The following is a 17,201-nucleotide window of genomic DNA, read 5'->3' as shown; positions in this document are numbered from 1 at the left end:
GTGAAATAATGACGCCCATTTCACAAAAAGTGAAATAACACGCATTATTGCACAAAAAGTGAAATACTTCCACTATCGGTTGTGCCTAAAAACACAAGCGTCCGCCGCATCAGCGGACGGACGACTTGCTTTCCTTCAATTTACAACAAAGAATTTATCTGATCGTATAGGTGAACTTCCCTTGCTGCCCCGGCTTCTTCGCCGTTAGCAGAATTCGTTTTATCGGCCTGCTATCCCATGCGGTTTTAAACACCTCATCCTCGGCCGTTTTCAGTGGAATCACTTCCTGTGCGGCTTCCCAGTAGTTACCATCGTACAACAGCTCGGCCGTTTTACCGTCCGGCAGCGTTAACGTTATTTTTCCGGGAGATGGCGATGCAATATCGCAGGTGGTCATGAACGTTTGTGTCAGGCTCTTTAAAGGTGCATCTGCACTATAATTATCGGCGATCACCACGCCTTTGCCACGCTCCAGTTTTACACTGCGCTGCCAGAATTTAAGGCCGGTTTCTTTAGGATAAGCGTTTTCGATATGCATATTTAAGGCGGGCGATTTGCCACCTTCGTATTTTACATCTGTCGCCTCAAACTTACGCCCGGCCTGTTGTTCGATACCGTTAATCGTAGGCAGGTTGTGATAGGGAGAAGTATTGAACCATAGTTCATAGCGTGCGGAAGAAAATGTTCTGGCGGTATAGGTACCACGGCCCACGTCGATGATCAGCGGCTGGCCATACGCGTATACGATGAAGTCGCCTACGTCGTTGTGGTTGTGGCTTTCGGCGTTGTGTCCGCCGTGCGTGGCTAAATAATATTTTTCGCCATCGCGGGCAGCCATGAGTTGCACGTCGCTGAGCCATACCTCTTTTACATTGGGCTGCGCTCCCGGTGTTGCTGCACATTCTTTGAGTGCGCCCATATTGTAAAGGGCACGCATGCAATGCCATTGGTTCTGATTACCGCTGCCACTTTTGTTGGCAACTTTACCATATGCATTGTATGCCCATGCGCCGAAGTTTTTCATCTTATCATCCCCCAGGTCTTTGCCGATGCGGAACAACAGGAGTCCGTCGGGTTTTGTTTGTGCGGGCGCATCGGCTACGTTTACGAAGTAATCGTTGCGGATGTGGGTTTTATAGATGTAAGACGTCATTTTCTGAATGATATCTTCTTTGTAAATATTTACTTTGCCGCCGGTGGCATCGTCGAGCAGGTTGAGCACATCGATCACGCAGCCGCCTGCGGCGAACCAATAGCTGGGCCCTTCGTCGCAGCTGCCATCCACGCCCAAACCATTGATATAGTGATCGGTTACTTTCATGGAGCGCACCACGGCTTCTGCACGCAGTTTTTCGTCCTTATCGAGCAGCAGGCTGGCGGTAAGATAATTGCTGATCACCCAGGGCGCCCAGTTGTTGAGCACCGCGTTGGGATTACCGATTCCGAGGTAGCCGTATTTAGCCGTCATCATTGGTTTTAATACGCGGCGGTTTACTTCATAATAAATGCGCGGGCGCAGGAACTTGGATGACTTATCGAGACTGGCGCCGGCAAAGTAATCCGTCCAGGCCAGCATAGAGGCTGTTTCGGCGGCGAAGAGGTCAACGATGGGATCTTCGACGTTGGCGAGACCATTACCGCCTTTTTGTCCGCCCAGGTGTGCGGTAGCGCCCCAGAATGACTCTTCACAAATAGACCATACCCCGTTCATGATATCATTGGAGAAACGGCCCTTGCCCTCGATGGATTCCGCGAGCATGAGATCCCAGAGCTGTTTGCGTTTCGGAAATGAGAGCGCCTCGTACCGGCTGCGGTTACCATTACGGGTAAACTCGATGGCCACGGAAGCGGGAATATCCTTGAAGTCCTTTTTCAGCCAGCTCTCTCCCGCTTTTACCATTTGATCGAGCACACTGTCGGGCAGGTAGCCCTTCCAGGCTTCGGGTGTATTGGGAAACGGTTTCCATTGTTCGCGCGGGATCAGCGAAGCAGACACTGTTTCGGGAGAAAAACGCTGCAGTAAATTACGCGGCGTGATCTGGGCGGCCAGCCAAATTGGGGCAGCCAGGCATAACACCGGGAGCAGGGAGTGCTTACGACCTTTCATTGTATAACGTGGTTGAATAAGGGTTTTACTGTTTAATCCTAAATTAGTAAATCGATTGCATAAAACTATCTTTTTGTGGCGGACGGTAAATAAAAACCGGAATTATACCAGGGATGCGATAAACGGATCGTTATAATCCTTAATGAAACGGAGAATGTTGTGGAAGCCCCTAAACTCCTCCCGCTCATGCATGGTAGTGATGACCACTGCGTTCATCCCTGCCCGTTCGGCGGCCTCTACCCCTTTGGGACTGTCTTCGAACACCGGGCATTCTCCGGGGGTACGTCCAGCGCCTCGGCGGCGCGGAGAAAGGTTTCGGGATGCGGTTTGCTGTGCTCTACATCATCGGCGCTGATCACGGCGCGGAAATAGTCGCCGGCATTCAGCTTTTTAAGGATGTAGAGAATATTGGAGGTGAGCGTGGCGGAGCCAATAGCCATTTTCATGCCTTTAAGGTGCGCAGTATCCGGGAAATGGGCCAGACCGGGAATCCACGCTACATAGGGTTCGTAAGCCTCCGTAACGGCGTTCCTTTTCCAGCGAGATGCGGTTCATTTCTTCTTCGCTGAAATGCGCATGGCCAAAGATGCGGTTAAGTACATCGTTGTTTTTACCATACATCTCGTTCCTCACCGCCTCGCGTGATATCTTATGCTGTAGTTCGCGCGTGATGATATCGAACCAGGCAATGGTGTGATATTCCATGTCGTTGATCATGGTGCCGTTAAAGTCGAAGAGGAAGGCCTTTATCATACCTAAATTTAAGGGGATAAATATTAATGGCATAACACAATCGTACAAAGGCGCGCTGCTGTTGAGCTGGTGCAAAAAAAACGGGGCCGTCCAAAAGGACAGCCCGATATCGCTCTTTATACTAAAAACAACAACTGTGGTTTATAAATTGATGGCCTGCAACCCGCGCTGGGCGGTGTTGTACAACGATTTCACCTTGTACTGTTTGTGAAAGCTGTCATAGGCTGTAAGTTCCTTGTCGCTGCGGAACTGGAGGTCCAGCAGGTCGTGGAACGATTTATTTTCCGGGAAAGCCTGTTTCAGGTTGGCTTTGGTGAGCGGCATCAATTTGCTGCCAGGCTCAACGCTGAAATAATAGCGGGTTTCACGGGTTTGCTCCTTACCATTTTTAATATGCTCGAAACGGCTGTAGAGCAGGAACTGATCGTTATCTAAAATTTTGTACGCGCCGTTGTTCACGAAGCGGTAGTCCTGGCCATTTTCACGATAGCCGAATACTTCATTCTTATCGAAAGTTTTGGTTTCGCCGTCTTTCACCGCTTTAAATTTCGAGTGTTGAAACAGCGGTTCGGCCTGAATTTTATCCTTGCTCACGGCGGTTTTGGCGGTATAGTCCTGTTGGGTCATATAGATACCATTGCCGGTTTGAGCCATTACGGTTGTACCAGTGAACATAGCAGCGATCGTCGCTGCCGCGAAGATTCCTTTTTTCATTGCGATAAATTTTTGATAATCAAACAAGAATTGATACGCGCCATGCAGGTAACATGACGGGAGATAGTGGGGATACTATAACCGGTAAACGCAATGCCAGATGTAGAGCGGCGCTTGCGGGAGGATAACGGGCCTTGAGATGCGCCCAATAGTTTCGCCAACTATGCCTGCTTCGTTACGCACGACAATAGTGGCGGCTGCAGTGGATTGTGTCTTCTTAACGAGCTTCAGCTGCTGCTGCACCTGTTCGTTGCTGATGGTCTCTGTGCCTGTCCTTTCTTCTTCTTTCCCGCCGGTATTTTCCACATCTAATTGCAGGGAACTCCCGCAATACGTTGCAGCCGCCTGCACCCCGGTACTATAACTGAGGGGCAGGTAGATGAACAATAATAATATGGATATTAACCTTTTCATTAGTGATGTAAAAATACCGGGCTTTTCATCGAAAATACATGATGTTTATCATACTTTGAAAGCCTTGACAAACTTTTAACAGTTTATCAAACAACATGCCAGCGGAGTAGCCACAGACAGCCGTTTGCAGGAGTGGAAAGAAGCACGTAACTTCAGGGATATGAACCCTATTCACACAAAGATACGCGCCATTATTACTGGCGCCACCGGCATGGTAGGCGAAGGTGTTTTACACGAGTGCCTGCAACATCCCGAAGTGGAAAAAGTACTAGTGATTAACAGGCGGCCATGTGGTATTTCGCACCCCAAACTCCGTGAAATCATTCATACGAATTTTTACGATATATCGCCTATCGCCTCGCAACTGACGGGTTACAATGCCTGCTTTTTCTGCCTGGGCGTATCTTCTATTGGTATGAAGGAACCTGAGTATTATGAAAAAACCTACGTACTCACCCTGCACGTAGCCGGCGTGCTCGTACAACAAAACCCGGATATGACTTTTTGTTATGTATCCGGGGCGGGTACAGACAGCTCCGAAGAAGGCCGCAGCATGTGGGCGCGGGTAAAGGGGAAAACCGAAAACGATCTGCGGAAACTGCCCTTCCGGCAGGTGTACCTGTTCCGCCCGGGTTTTATGAAACCGACACCCGGATTAAAGAACGCGCTTTCCTTTTATAAATATGTGAACTGGCTGTTCCCGGTGATGCGCAAACTGGCGCCTGGTGGATTTGGAACGTTGCGGGAGTTGGGATTAGCAATGATCAATTGTGTGCGGCACGGGTTTCCGGAGGCGGTGTTGGGGGTTAGGGAGATCAGGGAAGTAGCGGGGAAGGATTTTGCTAAGACAGCATAAAAAATGGGCTGACCAAAAAGTAAAATGAAGGCTTTGAAAATCGTATAAACGAACCCGAATAAATTAGGGCTGACCATTACTTTTTGGTCAGCCCCTAAAATATCTACTCCGCTGTAATCTCCAGCACCACGCTCTTCAACGGATCCCAATGCGACACCCCTATCCCCTGCTTCATCAGGAAATCGCCGGAATACACCTTGTTATTCACACCTAACACCGCTTTATCACCCTCCAGGTTTATTTCCCGGATGCTGTAACGCTTTTCCGGCGCCAGCCCCTGTAACTTTACCAGTTGCAGGTCTTCGCGGTAACGGGTGTGCAGGTTGTAAGAGAACAGCACAGCCCTGGACTTCTGATCATCCACATACATCAGCACCGCGCGGTTTTCTTCGTACGGCGAAATGAGGCGGTACAACGAACCGTGTGCGATCACCGGTTGCAATGCTTTGTAAGTAGCCACCGCTTTACGGCTGAATGCCAGTTCCTCTTTGGAGAGTTTATCCAGTTCTATATCGTAGCCCAGGCGGCCCATCATGGCCACGTCTGTGCGGAATTTCAGTGATTGTTTGCCCCAGGAAGTGACGTGGGCAGCCACTGTAAAGGACGGAAAGAAATAGCTGTAGCCCCACTGCATGTATACCCGCTCTACTCCATCGGTATTATCGCTGGCCCAGAACTCCGAGAAGTAAGGCAGTGCCCCATAGTCTACCCGCGCACCACCGCCGGAACAGAGCATCATTGGCAGGCTCGGGTACTTTGCCCGCACACGGTCCAGCACTTTATAAAGACCGCGCACATAGTCCACGTATAATTTCGACTGGTCATTTTTAAGGTAAGGCGAATATGCGTTTGTGATCATCCGGTTACAATCCCACTTGATATATGCGATGGTCGGGTTTTCCGTGAGTAATTTGTCCAGCACGCCGAACACGAAATCCTGCACCTTGGGGTTGATGAGGTCCAGCACCAGTTGGTTGCGGTAATAATGCTCCTCCCGGTTCTGCAGCTGCAGTACCCAGTCGGGGTGTTTTTCATACAGCTCACTTTTAGGGTTCACCATTTCTGGCTCCACCCAGATGCCAAACTTAATTCCTTTGCCCTCGGCGGTTTTCACGAGGTTGCCGATTCCGTTGGGTAGTTTCTTTTTATTCACTTCCCAGTCGCCCAGACCGGCATTGTCTGCATTACGGGGATATTTATTGGCGAACCAGCCATCGTCTAATAAAAAGATATCGGCGCCCAGGTCGTGCCCCTCGCCGAACAGGGTAGCGAGTTTGGGTTCATCAAAATCAAAGAAGGTAGCTTCCCAGTTGTTGAGCAGCACGTCGCGGGGTTTATCGCCGTTAAGCACGCCGTATTTGGCGGCCCAGCGCTGCAAACGGTTGCTCAGGTCGTGGCGGCCCGTGTTGGAATAGGAGAATATGAAGCCAGGCGTGGTAAACGTGGTATTCGGCGCCAGCGTGTAAGCAGAAGCATAAGGATTAATACCTGCCACCACACGGAGCGAATTCACTTCGTCCAGCTCAAATGCAAAGCGGAAATTGCCCGTCCAGGCCAGTGTGCCGCCCACCACTTCACCAGTCGTTTCGGTGGAAAGTCTGTTAAGCGATAGCATGAAAAATGGAGATTGATACATGGCCGCACGCGTGCCCAGCTTAGTGTCCAGCACCTTTATGCCGCTGGTAAGTTCACTTTCCTGCATCTTCATTTCCTCGGCCCAGTCGCCGTGAAACTGCGTAAGGAAGTAATGTTGCCGGTCGAAATGCAACATGGCGGACGCATAATTGCTCAGCACCACATTTCCTTTTTCCTGGTGGCGGATTTCCGTCCAGGTTTTAAACACGTCCTGCTGTTTATAAGCGGCGACGTATAACGCCACCTCAAACGGATATTTCGGATCTTTTAATTTAATAACGGTGGTAGACACGCCATCTTTTTCACTGCCGTCTGCTCCTGCGAAACGGAGGTCCAGCGACGGATTACCATCGGTATGCAGCGCCTGGATAGCTGGTTCGAACAGGTTGCTGGTGCCGGCGCCAATATAGGCTTCGTGGCGGGCAGGCAGCTGTAAAGGTCATTCGGATGCTGCAGTGCTTCACCGAAGTAACTCTGGTATACTTTTCCTTTGTCTACGGCAAATACCAGCTGCAGGTGGTCGGTGTTAACGGAAATACGCTCCTGGGCCAACATGGCGCCCGCGGGTAACAGGGCCAACATCACAATCAGGCATTTTTTCATTGTATCATTTTTATGTGGGGCGATAAGTTATTACGCTTTTCCCACATATCCAACCTTTTACAGATTGAGTATTGGAATCGGCTATAGTAGTACTATGGGGCCGCCGTCGGTCACTCCCTTCAGCAGCGGTATCGCTATTAGGCCAAAAGTAGCGCAACCCCTTCAGCTGAACATGCCCGTGGTGGTGAACGCAGTCCAAAATTGTGGTGAAAGCGCTCGAAAGCGGGGCTGAAATCGACATACCCCCAATAATCCTTCGACGATCCCTCGGTGATCCTTCGGTTAAACCCCGTCAAAACCGCCCCTGCACCGAACAACGTCGAAGGATCACCGAAGGATCGTTAAAGGATCCTAAGAGCATCCTAACTGAAACCCCAGTGTTTTAGCGCTATTTAGCTACATTTTAGTTACAGTTAGTTACGATCCTCTTACAATCCTATTAGGATCAATTACTTATGAAATTCCGGGTTGAATATTTTCTCCATTTTGGACAACTTTTTCTCCATCCTGGCAAACTTTCGGGGTTTGGCGGGGTGTATCTTTGTACAGTTGAAAGGAGTTAAAGCCGTTGAAGGGAGTGACACAGCGGCGGCTGAAGGGTGTTGAAACGCTGGCCTATAAAAGAAAAAAACCGGCGCTCCAGGATGGAAACGCCGGCTACATCATCTACTGTTATTCTTTAGGGCACTACAGGAAAGGCCACTATACGGAGTTTCGAGCATCCGTACGGAATCAGGGTAATCGTGTGGGCCTCGGGCAGGACTTTGCCCTGGTATACATCTTCGCGGGTGGTGACCGGTTGTACGGCCGAACCGTCGGTGATTTTCCACTCGGGTATCTTTTTGCCCTTTGTTACAATTTCGATGGGCGCATTGGCAGCGTTCCATACGAAATGGGCGGGCATGGGTTTCGTTTTTACTTCCGGGAATTTCGCGGGATCTTTGATCACTTCGCGCGGCAGACCGTAGTTCCAGTCGCTCTTCGGCAGTATTTCGTAGTACATGCCTTCTTCACGGATAGAATCGGTGCGCCACTGCTCTTCTATCTTCAACGCATACACGAGCGGGCCGCGTTCTACGGTGCGGGAGTTTTTGGCCCAGTTGCTGGTTTTCACCTCCATCGGCAATTGCAGTTCCACCTTATCGTTGTTGCTCCAGCTGCGTTTAATGTGGACCATATTACCACCGGCGGCTTTGCTGTAAGGCTGTCCATTCACCAACACCACGGCCTCTTTACACCAGGCAGGCACGCGCAGGCTCAATGGAAATTCCACTTTGGTTTTCGTATTGAGCACAAACGTGAGCTGTCCGCTGAAAGGGTAATCGGTCTTTTCGGTCAGCGTTACGGTCGTGCCCTGCGCACCCACTTTCGCGGTTACCTTGCAGGGACTGTACAACAACGCCGCCAATCCCTTATCCGGCGTGGCATACCAAAGGTTCGCGGTGAACTTTGTCCAGCCCTGGTGCATGTTGGCGGTACAGCAGGTGTAACCCGCATACGGACCAAACACGTTGTTCATTTCCCGGTTAAAGGGCAGCGAAAACTGGAACACGTTGCGTGTTACCTGCACCTGGTTGGCCACCATGAAGTATTGGCGTGATACGAAATCGTCGGTAATCTGCCCCGGCAGCGCGTTAAAGGTCATGCGTTCGATAGCATCGGCGTAAGGCAGCGCACCGGTGATAGACAGCGCTTCTTCCAGCGAATACATGGTTTCTACGGTGGCGCAGAGCTCCACGCCCTGTTTCGGGTCGTTGCCATGTAAATCTTCGTCGGCCGAAAACATGCCATGGGGCAGGCCATGCAGCGTCATAATATCCTTAAAGCCGGTGCGGAGGCTGTCGAGGTAATGCGTATCGTTTTTCGCCTGGTAGTAGATGGCGGGCAGCTTAATACCCATCGCCACGTTTACACCGTGACGGTCCATCCAGGCATGACTGTTCTGTTGTGCAGCGGCCTCCATCACCCAGTCGCGTGCGCCGAAGTAGTTGGTCCAGGGCGTGGTTTGTGCGTAAATGAGGTCGCCGAGCTGCAGCAGGTAGTCATCGCCGGTTTGGCGGTACAACCAGTAAACGCTGGCCAGGTTATCGCCGCCACGGGCGGTGGCCCATTCGGTCCACTTGCCGAGCGGACAGGCTTTCAGGCTGTTCAACTGGTAGCGGAAATATTTCGTCATGAACGGGATCACGCGTTTGTCGCCGGTCGCGGTGTAGTACTGCTGCAAAACTTTCAGCATCACCATGCGCGGCCACCAGTCTTCCCCGTTCGCAGGATCGGTTTCCGTCTTTTTACCTTCGCGTTCATTTTTCGTAATGGGCCCAAAAAAGCCGGATGGGCGTTGGTTATCGAGTGTCCAGTTGATGTATTTGAGCACTTTCGATTTAAGCGCGGGATCGTTCAGCTGGTAAGCCAATGGCACGGCGCCATCGAGCCAGTATGGCGTTTCTTCCCAGCCGTCGCCTTTCCCGCCGAGCCAGCCGTTATCGTTTTTTACTTTCCAGTAATATTCGTCGAGGCGGCCGGTGGCGCCGGTTTTCATGATCTTCAGCTGATCGAGCAGCCAGCCTTCCGGTTGAACAGCGCCTAATGGCAGCGGCTCGTACGGCAAAACGGTCAATTTATCCTGTACGTTTGCCGCCAGCGGACCAGCCATCCATATCAACAACAATAACCGCCTCATTACTTTTTACCAGTGATTTCCTTAATGAATGCGGTTTCCCTGGGATCGTAAGGTGTACCATCCGGGCGGAAAATATCATGGAACCATACCTTTGGCTCGCCACCTTCGGGCATTGGGGTATCCCAGGCGTAGATGGTATTGGATTTACCGGCTACCAAGCCCCAGTTGATGGCGGCGATCTTATGCTTTTTCAGGATGGGCAGAATTTCGTGGAACAGGCTGCCCCGGGTCCGGGCCATGTACTCGGTGCAGATCAGTGGTTTACCGGTTTGTACCAGGAAAGAGTCGATCCAACGTTGGTGTACGTCGGGTTTGTGATAGTTGTGATAGGTAATCACGTCCGATTGCTGTAGCTGGAACGCGTTCAGTTCTTTCAGATCGAGCGACCAAACGCCGGCTGACAGCGGCTGGGAGGGATCTACCTGCCTGCCCCAGCTGAAAGTATTTTTCAGTAGCGGCATACTGTGGTTCCGGAGGCCGGAATTACCCGGTTCGTTGTACACGTCCCACAGCAAAATACGGTTATCATTGCGGAAAGCCTGTAGTACATCCTTCACGTATTTTTCCAGGGAGTTCATGTAGTTCAGGTCCATGAAGCTGAGCATACCGGGGTCCTGCACCCAGCCGGAGTTGTGCACACCGGTTTTAGGCACGGGCTGTTTGCCGGCTTTATAAGTATTGTTCCAGCAATCGTCGAACAGCACAAATACAGTTTTAATACCATGTTTGCCGGCGATATTGAGGTAAGTATTCACGCGTTTTTTGAAACCGGCGGGATCTACCTGCCAGGCCAGATGATGCAGGTACACGCGCATTACGTTCATCCCGATACCCTCGGCCCAGCCCAGCTCCTTGTCGATCTGCGCGCTGTCGAACGATTCGGCCTGCCACATTTCCAGCTGGTTGATGGCGGAGGCAGGGATGTAGTCGGCGCCCACCATCCAGGGCAGTTTGGCGTACCAGGCATTGGCTTTTTCCTTGCTCCATACGGCGCGTTCCTTTTTCTGGGACATAGCGGTGGTGCAGACGAGCAGGCTGCAGGCAAAAAGATCGTGGATAATTTCTTCATCTTTAAAAAACGTTTTGATAACAATGATCCGGGGAAAAGTTCGCAGGGATGGATACACGAATTAGCAACAATCCATAACGTGGTAGCGTCTTTTTGATAAAACCAGCCGGAACTGTAAAGGAAGTATTAAAATTCGGGGCACTTATGCAATATGTTTCAAAAATTGAGCAAAATGTTTCAATTTCCTGCCCCTCGTTTCAGGGGGAAGTACCGGATTAAAGTGTTAATCCGACAATTCATTTGCCCGTAGGCCGCTCTCCTGCTACAATAACAGGATGGGGCAGGACGGTAGATCGGGTAAAATGGGATAAATTGGAGGTGTATTCTGGAACTGTTCCCGGTGAATCCAACTGCACCCAAAACAGTGTCCCTACAACCAACATCGAATCGCTGTCAATTCACACAAATGCAGTGCAATAGAAACACGCCGGAAATCCGGCTGACAGACAGTTACGTTTCATCACTCAGCACACAATTTCATCGCTGGAAAGCAGGCAAAAAAATCTACGCAAACGATTGCGTAATTGGTGCTTTAAAAGCAATTCAAAAGCGGTATGTTTGAATTAACGCAAGTATTTTATTACGTTTTATCAACTGATGCGGGAACAATAAAAAGTCAAGTACAGCGCGGGTTTAGAAGCTGATCACGATACAAAGGCACGTTTAAATATTTCACTCACGTTATGTTTTTCACGCGACACTTTTCTGTTGTATGAAAATATAAAAACTGATTACAAATGCATATTCATTTTTATCCCTTTCCGGCAGATCGAATACGCCGGTTTACATTCCCGGAACCAACGAAGGCCTTTGCCTTTTGAACCGACCGATCCCATTTTTATTAAATAAATATTTCTTGATCCACGATGAGAAACATGTCTTACAGATCCGTATTACTTGCTTCCCTGATGGTGCTGGCCCTTGGTTGTAGAAAAAAGCCTGGGACGAGTACTATGGCCGTCCCGATACACTGGAGGCGCCGATTTACCAGGTATTGGAGAAAAAGGGCCACTTTAAAACCCTGCTCGCCGCCATTGACAAGGCGGGATACAAAAGAACGCTGGCAGGGGCCGGCTACTGGACGTTTTTTGCGCCCACAGATTCTGCCTTCGACGCCTACTTCAAAGCTAACAACATCAGCGGTCTGGCAGGGCTGGACAGCATTGCCTGCCGCAAAATCGTTACTTATTGCCTGGTGTACAACGCTTTTAAGAAAGAAAGGCTCGGCGACTACCAGGCCAATACCGGCTGGGTGCCTAATACCGGCTTCCGCCGCCGTACCGCCTACTACTCCGGCGTATACGATGGCGTGAACAACGATGGACAAACGGTGAAAATGATTGCAAGCAACCGTAACAACAACGGCGCTACGTTTTACATTGATGCAGACTACAACAACAAGTACATCCCGTACTTCGTGAACAACTTCATGACTGCAAAAACGCTCACCGCCGCCGATTACAATTACTTTTATCCCAACACGCCGTATACGGGCTTCAACGTGGCAAATGCGAAAGTAACGGAACAGGACGTACCCGCCGAAAACGGTGTGATCCACGTAATAGACCACGTGATCAGCGCATTGCCGGGGCTCGACGAATATATTTCGAACAACCCGGACTACAGTGAGTTTAAAAAACTGTTCGACCGTTACCTGGTCAGCTACGCGCTGAACCCTACGGTGACCAATAACTACCGGCTTACCACCGGTGGTAACGCCAACGTATATACTAAATTATACGCGGCCACCCTGGGCTTTTCACCGAACAACGAAAACTTCATGAAGCTGACCGACAACGACGGCCAGCAAAACTGTTACAGCATGTTCGTGCCTACTAACGCGGCCATGAATGCTTATATGAGCAACGTGCTCCTGGAAAACTACACCAGCCTGGAAACACTGCCCATCAGCGTGGTAACGGATTTCGTGAACGCGCACATGTGGCAGTCCGCTGTTTGGCCGAGCAAATTCGCCACCACCTTCAACTTCGTGAACGAAGAAGCCAGGTTTAACCCGGCTGTAGACGTGGTAGACAAAAAAATCCTGAGCAACGGTATTTTCTACGGTACCAGCAAAGTGCAGGAAGCGAACGTGTTCAGCAGCGTGTACGGCAAAGCCTACCTGGACCCGCAGTTCTCGATGATGACCAGCCTGCTGAACCAGGAACTGAAATTCACGATCTCGAACATCCACCAGAAATATTCCATCTTTTTGATCAGCAATGCCACCCTGAACGCGGCCGGTTTCTTCGTGGACCCCACGGTAGACAACAACCCGTTCCTGCAATGGCGTTACATTCCATCTAATGGCGGCAGCCAACTCACGGGCTCCTCGGCCCTGGTGCGCCTGCTGCGGGTAATTTACCTGCACGTGATCCCGGGGTGGATGTAAACGACATCACCAACGGCAGCGTCGCTTTATCGTACGGCGGCGAGTTCGTGAAGTTCGAAAACAACTCCGTATGGGCGGCGGGTAACCTCGACAGCGCCAACGTAGCCACTAAAATCTGGAGCAAAACTGCGAAAAACGGCACGGCGCATAACATCAACCGCGTGCTGACTTTCTCCGAAACCGTCATCGGTAAGCATATTGAGAAACTGGGCTCCCCAGCACCTCGCAGTATAATTCATTCTGGAACTACCTGAAAAATTCCAGCATCTATACTGCCGCTACGGGCGATATCCTGAACGTGGCGTCGGGTACTTTCTACACGGTGTTCGTGCCGAATAACGCAGCGATTACCCAGGCCATAGCTGCCGGCTTATTGCCTGCAAGCAACAATCCGGCCGGTCTGGCAGACAAGGAACTGGTGAATAAATTCATTTACAACCACATCCTCAATAAGAAAACTGTAGCGACGGACGGACTGGAAAGCGGTTCGTTCGAAACGCTGTACCGCAACAACGCCGGTGATCCTGGTGGCGTGTTCGTAGACAACTCGGTGCGCAATGCCATGGTGCTCACAGATGCGCATAACCGCAAGGCCAACATCATTTTCGCACAAAGCAACTACCTGAGCAACCGCTGCGTGATCCACCTGATCGACAATTATTTAAAATATCAAGAATAACACTCCCTGCTATGCTCCATTTTATAAAAAAGATAGCTTGCATATATGCGCTTATCGGCCTGTGCGTTACTGCCGCCGTAGCGCAAACGCCTGCCACCGACGGCACTACCCTCATTAAGGGTAAGGTGCTGGACGCCACCACGCGGGAGGCCCTCATCGGCGTATCCGTTGCGGAAGTGGACAAGGACGGCCGTATCATCAAGGGTACGGCGACCGATGTGGAAGGCAACTTCGTACTCAGAATAAGCAATGTTAAAAACAAAGTAACCGCCTCCTATATCGGCTACCGCACCAATTCGCAGCAGCTGAACGGTCGAACCACGCTCAACTTTATGTTGAGCACCGGCAGCACCGACCTGAATACCGTGGAAATACAGGGTGGCAGAATGGTCAACAACGGCATGCTCCCTATTAAAGAACGCAACCTCACCACCGCTATCTCCAAAATCAACGCGAAAGAGATGGAGGAAATGCAGGCCGCATCGATTGACCAGGCACTTCAGGGACGTTTGGCCGGTGTGGATATCACCGCCACCAGCGGCGATCCCGGCGCGGCGATGAACATCCGTATCCGTGGTATTTCGTCCATCAGCAGCACCGGCACGCCTTTGATCGTAGTGGACGGTATGCCCCTGGAAACAGAGATTCCCGGCGACTTTAACTTTGGCGCGGCGGATGAACAGGGCTATGCACAACTGCTGAACATTTCTCCAGCCGACATCCGCGAGATCAGTGTACTGAAAGATGCGGCAGCTACGGCAGTATGGGGTTCCCGTGCGGCGAACGGCGTACTGGTGATCACCACCAAACGCGGTAACATCGGCAAACCGTCTATCACCTATACCTTTAAAGGCTCTAAATCTTACCTGCCCGATGCGATTCCCCTGCTGAGCGGTGATCAGTATTCTACGTTGATTCCCGAAGCGTTCATGAACCGTACCGGCCTTCCGCTTAACACCACCGCGGTAAGGGAGTTCAACTACGACCCTAACGATCCTTACTGGTATTATAACTACAGCAACAACACCAACTGGATAGACGAAATTTCGAGAGTAGGCAACCTGCAGGATCATAATATCAGCATGAGCGGTGGCGGTGAAAAAGCACGCTACTTCGCGTCTCTCGGCTATTTCGACCAGGTGGGCACGACACTCGGCACGGGATTAAAAAGGATCAGCAGCCGCATCAACCTGGACTATTACATTTCCGAAAAGATCCGCATATTTACCAGCATTGCTTACACGCACAGCGACCTGCAACGCAACTACATGAGCAGTAAAGATGGTGCGATCCGCGGCATGGCGTACATTAAGATGCCGAACATGAGTGTGTTTGAATATGATGAATACGGCAATCTTTCCCCCAACTACTTCTCTCCTTTCTCTAACGTACAGGGTACTTACAGCCGCATTTACAACCCCGTGGCCATGGCTGCCAAAGCGAAGTACGACGTGGGGGCGACAGGGTGATTCCAAGATTCCAGCTGAACTACGACATTATAAAAGACGTGTTGAGGACCACCCTGGACGTACAATTCGACATCAACAATACCAAAAACACCAGCTTCCTTCCACAGATCGCCACCGGTCGTAACAGCACCGAAACAGTGGTAAACAGGGCTTATGACGGCGACGTGGACGTATTTAATATCGTCACCAAATTCGACCTTGTATATTCACCGAAGTTCGAGCGCAACCCGGACCACCACCTGCTGACGTTCCTGAGCGTGATTGCCAGCGACGCGAAAGCAGTGACCCAGGAACTGATGACCTCCAATACCGCGTCTTCTTTACTAACCGATCCGAGCATCCCCTCGCGTACGGTGGGTACTGATCTGAACGCGGCCTCCAACGTATCGCAGACCCGCGCCATCGGCGCCGTGGTGACCGCGCAATACGACTGGAAAGAGAAATACATTGTGAACATGAGCATCCGCGGCGATGGCAACTCCCGCTTCGGACCTAACTACCGCTACGGTATGTTCCCTTCTGTTTCTGTTAGATGGAGAGCTTCGGCAGAAAACTTCCTCAACAAAATCAAACAACTGGATGACCTCAGCTTCCGCGCCAGCTATGGCCAGAGCGGCGAGGCGCCCCGGTACGATTATACTTTCTACAACCGGTACAACACTTATGCCTGGAGTTACCTGGGTGAATCCGGCGTGTTTCCTGCCACGATGGAACTGAAAAACCTCCGCTGGCAAACCATTCACGGGCAGAACCTGGGTGCCAACATCAGCCTGTTCGGCGGCCGTTTGCGCGCAGATATGGAAATCTACCGCAACCGCACCAAAGACCTGTTCTTCGACAACCTGCAGATCGGCTCTTACAATGGTTACAGCAGCGTGAACATGAACGTGGGCACAATGGATAACCAGGGTTGGGAACTGGCGGTATTTACCACGCCGATCAAAAAGAAAGACTGGAACATCGGCTTCAACTTCAACATTTCCCGCAACGAAAACGTGATCCGCGAAATCTCCGAACTGTATCCCAGCACCAAGGGCGATGTAACGCAATTGGGAGAATATATGCGCCTGTTGCAGGTAGATAATCCCTTTGGTTCCTTCTATGGATATAAATTCAAAGGTGTATATGCCGACAGAGATGCGACCCGTGCACAGGGCGCCGATGGCAAACCGATCATCGGTCCCAATGGCCGGTGATTTACACCCGCTTCAACTACCCTACACTGGATTACACCTTCCAACCCGGCGATGCGATTTACGAAGACATCAACCACGACGGCAACATCAACTATATGGATGTAGTATACCTGGGGAACAGCAACCCGAAACTGTCTGGCGGCTTTGGCCCTTCGTTCGGCTGGAAAAACAAGATCAATATCTCTACCTTCTTCAACTTCAGATTAGGCTACGATGTGATCAATGGTACAAAAATGAGCACCACCAACATGTACAACTTCGACAACCAGAGCACGGCAGTACTGCGCCGCTGGAGAAAAGAAGGCGACGTAACCGATATGCCGCGCGCGATCATCGGCGGTGGTTACAACTGGCTGGGCAGCGACCGTTACGTGGAGAATGCCTCCTTTGTACGCTTCCGCACCATCACCGGCCGTTACACCTTCGATCCCAAGTTTGTACAAAACAGGCTGAAGATGAAAACGCTGAGTGGCTACATCACCGCGGAGAACCTGTTCACCCTGACCCGTTACACCGGCCAGGATCCGGAAATCAGTACTTCCGGCGCCGACCCTTTCAGGATCGCGTATGATTACTCGATGACGCCCCCGGCTAAAATATTCACCATTGGCCTCGTAGCAGGATTCTAACTGAA

14 protein-coding genes and 1 pseudogene are annotated in these 17,201 nt (G+C 50.9%); 7 read left to right on the top strand and 8 right to left on the bottom strand.

Annotation, left to right across the window (positions count from 1 at the left end):
- Window positions 1-154: 154 nt before the first annotated feature.
- The 4 genes and pseudogenes from MKQ70_RS00760 to MKQ70_RS00735 all read right to left on the bottom strand — a co-directional run bounded on the left by MKQ70_RS00760 (window position 155) and on the right by MKQ70_RS00735 (window position 3,988).
- Entirely contained in the window at window positions 155-2,107 is a 1,953-nt protein-coding gene (locus MKQ70_RS00760; RefSeq protein ID WP_248066288.1) for a heparinase II/III domain-containing protein, read from the bottom strand.
- A gap of 102 nt (window positions 2,108-2,209) precedes the next feature.
- Window positions 2,210-2,860, bottom strand: a pseudogene (locus tag MKQ70_RS37265) (HAD family hydrolase).
- 141 nt (window positions 2,861-3,001) lie between these two features.
- Window positions 3,002-3,574, bottom strand: coding sequence for a hypothetical protein (locus tag MKQ70_RS00740; RefSeq protein ID WP_248066270.1), 573 nt, complete (start codon window positions 3,572-3,574; stop codon window positions 3,002-3,004).
- A 75-nt stretch (window positions 3,575-3,649) separates the two neighbouring features.
- Window positions 3,650-3,988, bottom strand: a complete 339-nt coding sequence (locus MKQ70_RS00735) for a hypothetical protein (RefSeq protein ID WP_248066265.1) — start codon at window positions 3,986-3,988, stop codon at window positions 3,650-3,652.
- 124 nt (window positions 3,989-4,112) lie between these two features.
- Between MKQ70_RS00735 and MKQ70_RS00730 the strand changes: the two genes are divergently transcribed.
- Window positions 4,113-4,844 (top strand): NAD-dependent epimerase/dehydratase family protein, encoded by a 732-nt coding sequence (locus MKQ70_RS00730; protein WP_248066262.1) that lies wholly within the window; start codon window positions 4,113-4,115, stop codon window positions 4,842-4,844.
- Window positions 4,845-4,947: 103 nt separating this feature from the next.
- On the opposite strand, the gene MKQ70_RS00725 is transcribed toward MKQ70_RS00730, so the two are convergent.
- The 4 genes from MKQ70_RS00725 to MKQ70_RS00710 all read right to left on the bottom strand — a co-directional run bounded on the left by MKQ70_RS00725 (window position 4,948) and on the right by MKQ70_RS00710 (window position 10,889).
- Window positions 4,948-6,840: an alpha-galactosidase gene (locus MKQ70_RS00725; protein ID WP_248080883.1), complete on the bottom strand. Its 1,893-nt coding sequence runs from the start codon at window positions 6,838-6,840 to the stop codon at window positions 4,948-4,950.
- The gene (locus MKQ70_RS00720) at window positions 6,747-7,082 is read right to left on the bottom strand and encodes a hypothetical protein (RefSeq protein WP_248066259.1); all 336 of its coding nucleotides are present in this window, start codon (window positions 7,080-7,082) and stop codon (window positions 6,747-6,749) included. The genes MKQ70_RS00725 and MKQ70_RS00720 overlap by 94 nt, the downstream gene beginning before the upstream one ends.
- 679 nt (window positions 7,083-7,761) lie before the next feature.
- Window positions 7,762-9,762 carry a beta-L-arabinofuranosidase domain-containing protein gene (locus MKQ70_RS00715; protein WP_248066256.1) on the bottom strand — a complete coding sequence of 667 codons (2,001 nt, stop codon included), beginning with the start codon at window positions 9,760-9,762 and terminating at the stop codon, window positions 7,762-7,764.
- Complete coding sequence (locus MKQ70_RS00710; protein WP_248066250.1) at window positions 9,762-10,889, bottom strand: glycoside hydrolase family 2 TIM barrel-domain containing protein; 1,128 nt, start codon at window positions 10,887-10,889, stop codon at window positions 9,762-9,764. The genes MKQ70_RS00715 and MKQ70_RS00710 overlap by 1 nt, the downstream gene beginning before the upstream one ends.
- A gap of 936 nt (window positions 10,890-11,825) precedes the next feature.
- Between MKQ70_RS00710 and MKQ70_RS00705 the strand changes: the two genes are divergently transcribed.
- The 6 genes from MKQ70_RS00705 to MKQ70_RS00680 are packed head-to-tail and all read left to right on the top strand — an operon-like array spanning window position 11,826 to window position 17,196.
- Window positions 11,826-13,223, top strand: a complete 1,398-nt coding sequence (locus tag MKQ70_RS00705) for a fasciclin domain-containing protein (protein ID WP_248066246.1) — start codon at window positions 11,826-11,828, stop codon at window positions 13,221-13,223.
- Complete coding sequence (locus tag MKQ70_RS00700) at window positions 13,214-13,477, top strand: hypothetical protein (protein ID WP_248066241.1); 264 nt, start codon at window positions 13,214-13,216, stop codon at window positions 13,475-13,477. The genes MKQ70_RS00705 and MKQ70_RS00700 overlap by 10 nt, the downstream gene beginning before the upstream one ends.
- 44 nt (window positions 13,478-13,521) lie before the next feature.
- A complete protein-coding gene (locus MKQ70_RS00695; protein WP_248066238.1) occupies window positions 13,522-13,902 on the top strand; it encodes a fasciclin domain-containing protein in 381 nt (126 codons plus the stop codon).
- Between the two features lie 11 nt (window positions 13,903-13,913).
- Complete coding sequence (locus tag MKQ70_RS00690; protein WP_248066234.1) at window positions 13,914-15,371, top strand: TonB-dependent receptor plug domain-containing protein; 1,458 nt, start codon at window positions 13,914-13,916, stop codon at window positions 15,369-15,371.
- Window positions 15,368-16,567, top strand: coding sequence for a TonB-dependent receptor domain-containing protein (locus MKQ70_RS00685; protein WP_248066231.1), 1,200 nt, complete (start codon window positions 15,368-15,370; stop codon window positions 16,565-16,567). Before MKQ70_RS00690 ends, MKQ70_RS00685 begins: the two co-directional genes overlap by 4 nt.
- Window positions 16,564-17,196 carry a hypothetical protein gene (locus MKQ70_RS00680; protein WP_248066228.1) on the top strand — a complete coding sequence of 211 codons (633 nt, stop codon included), beginning with the start codon at window positions 16,564-16,566 and terminating at the stop codon, window positions 17,194-17,196. The genes MKQ70_RS00685 and MKQ70_RS00680 overlap by 4 nt, the downstream gene beginning before the upstream one ends.
- The last annotated feature ends 5 nt before the right edge of the window (window positions 17,197-17,201 follow it).

The sequence above is a fragment of the Chitinophaga sedimenti genome, from assembly GCF_023156195.1.
GTDB lineage: Bacteria > Bacteroidota > Bacteroidia > Chitinophagales > Chitinophagaceae > Chitinophaga > Chitinophaga sedimenti.
Note: the sequence above shows the minus strand (reverse complement) of the source record. Positions and strands in the feature narration are given on the sequence as shown.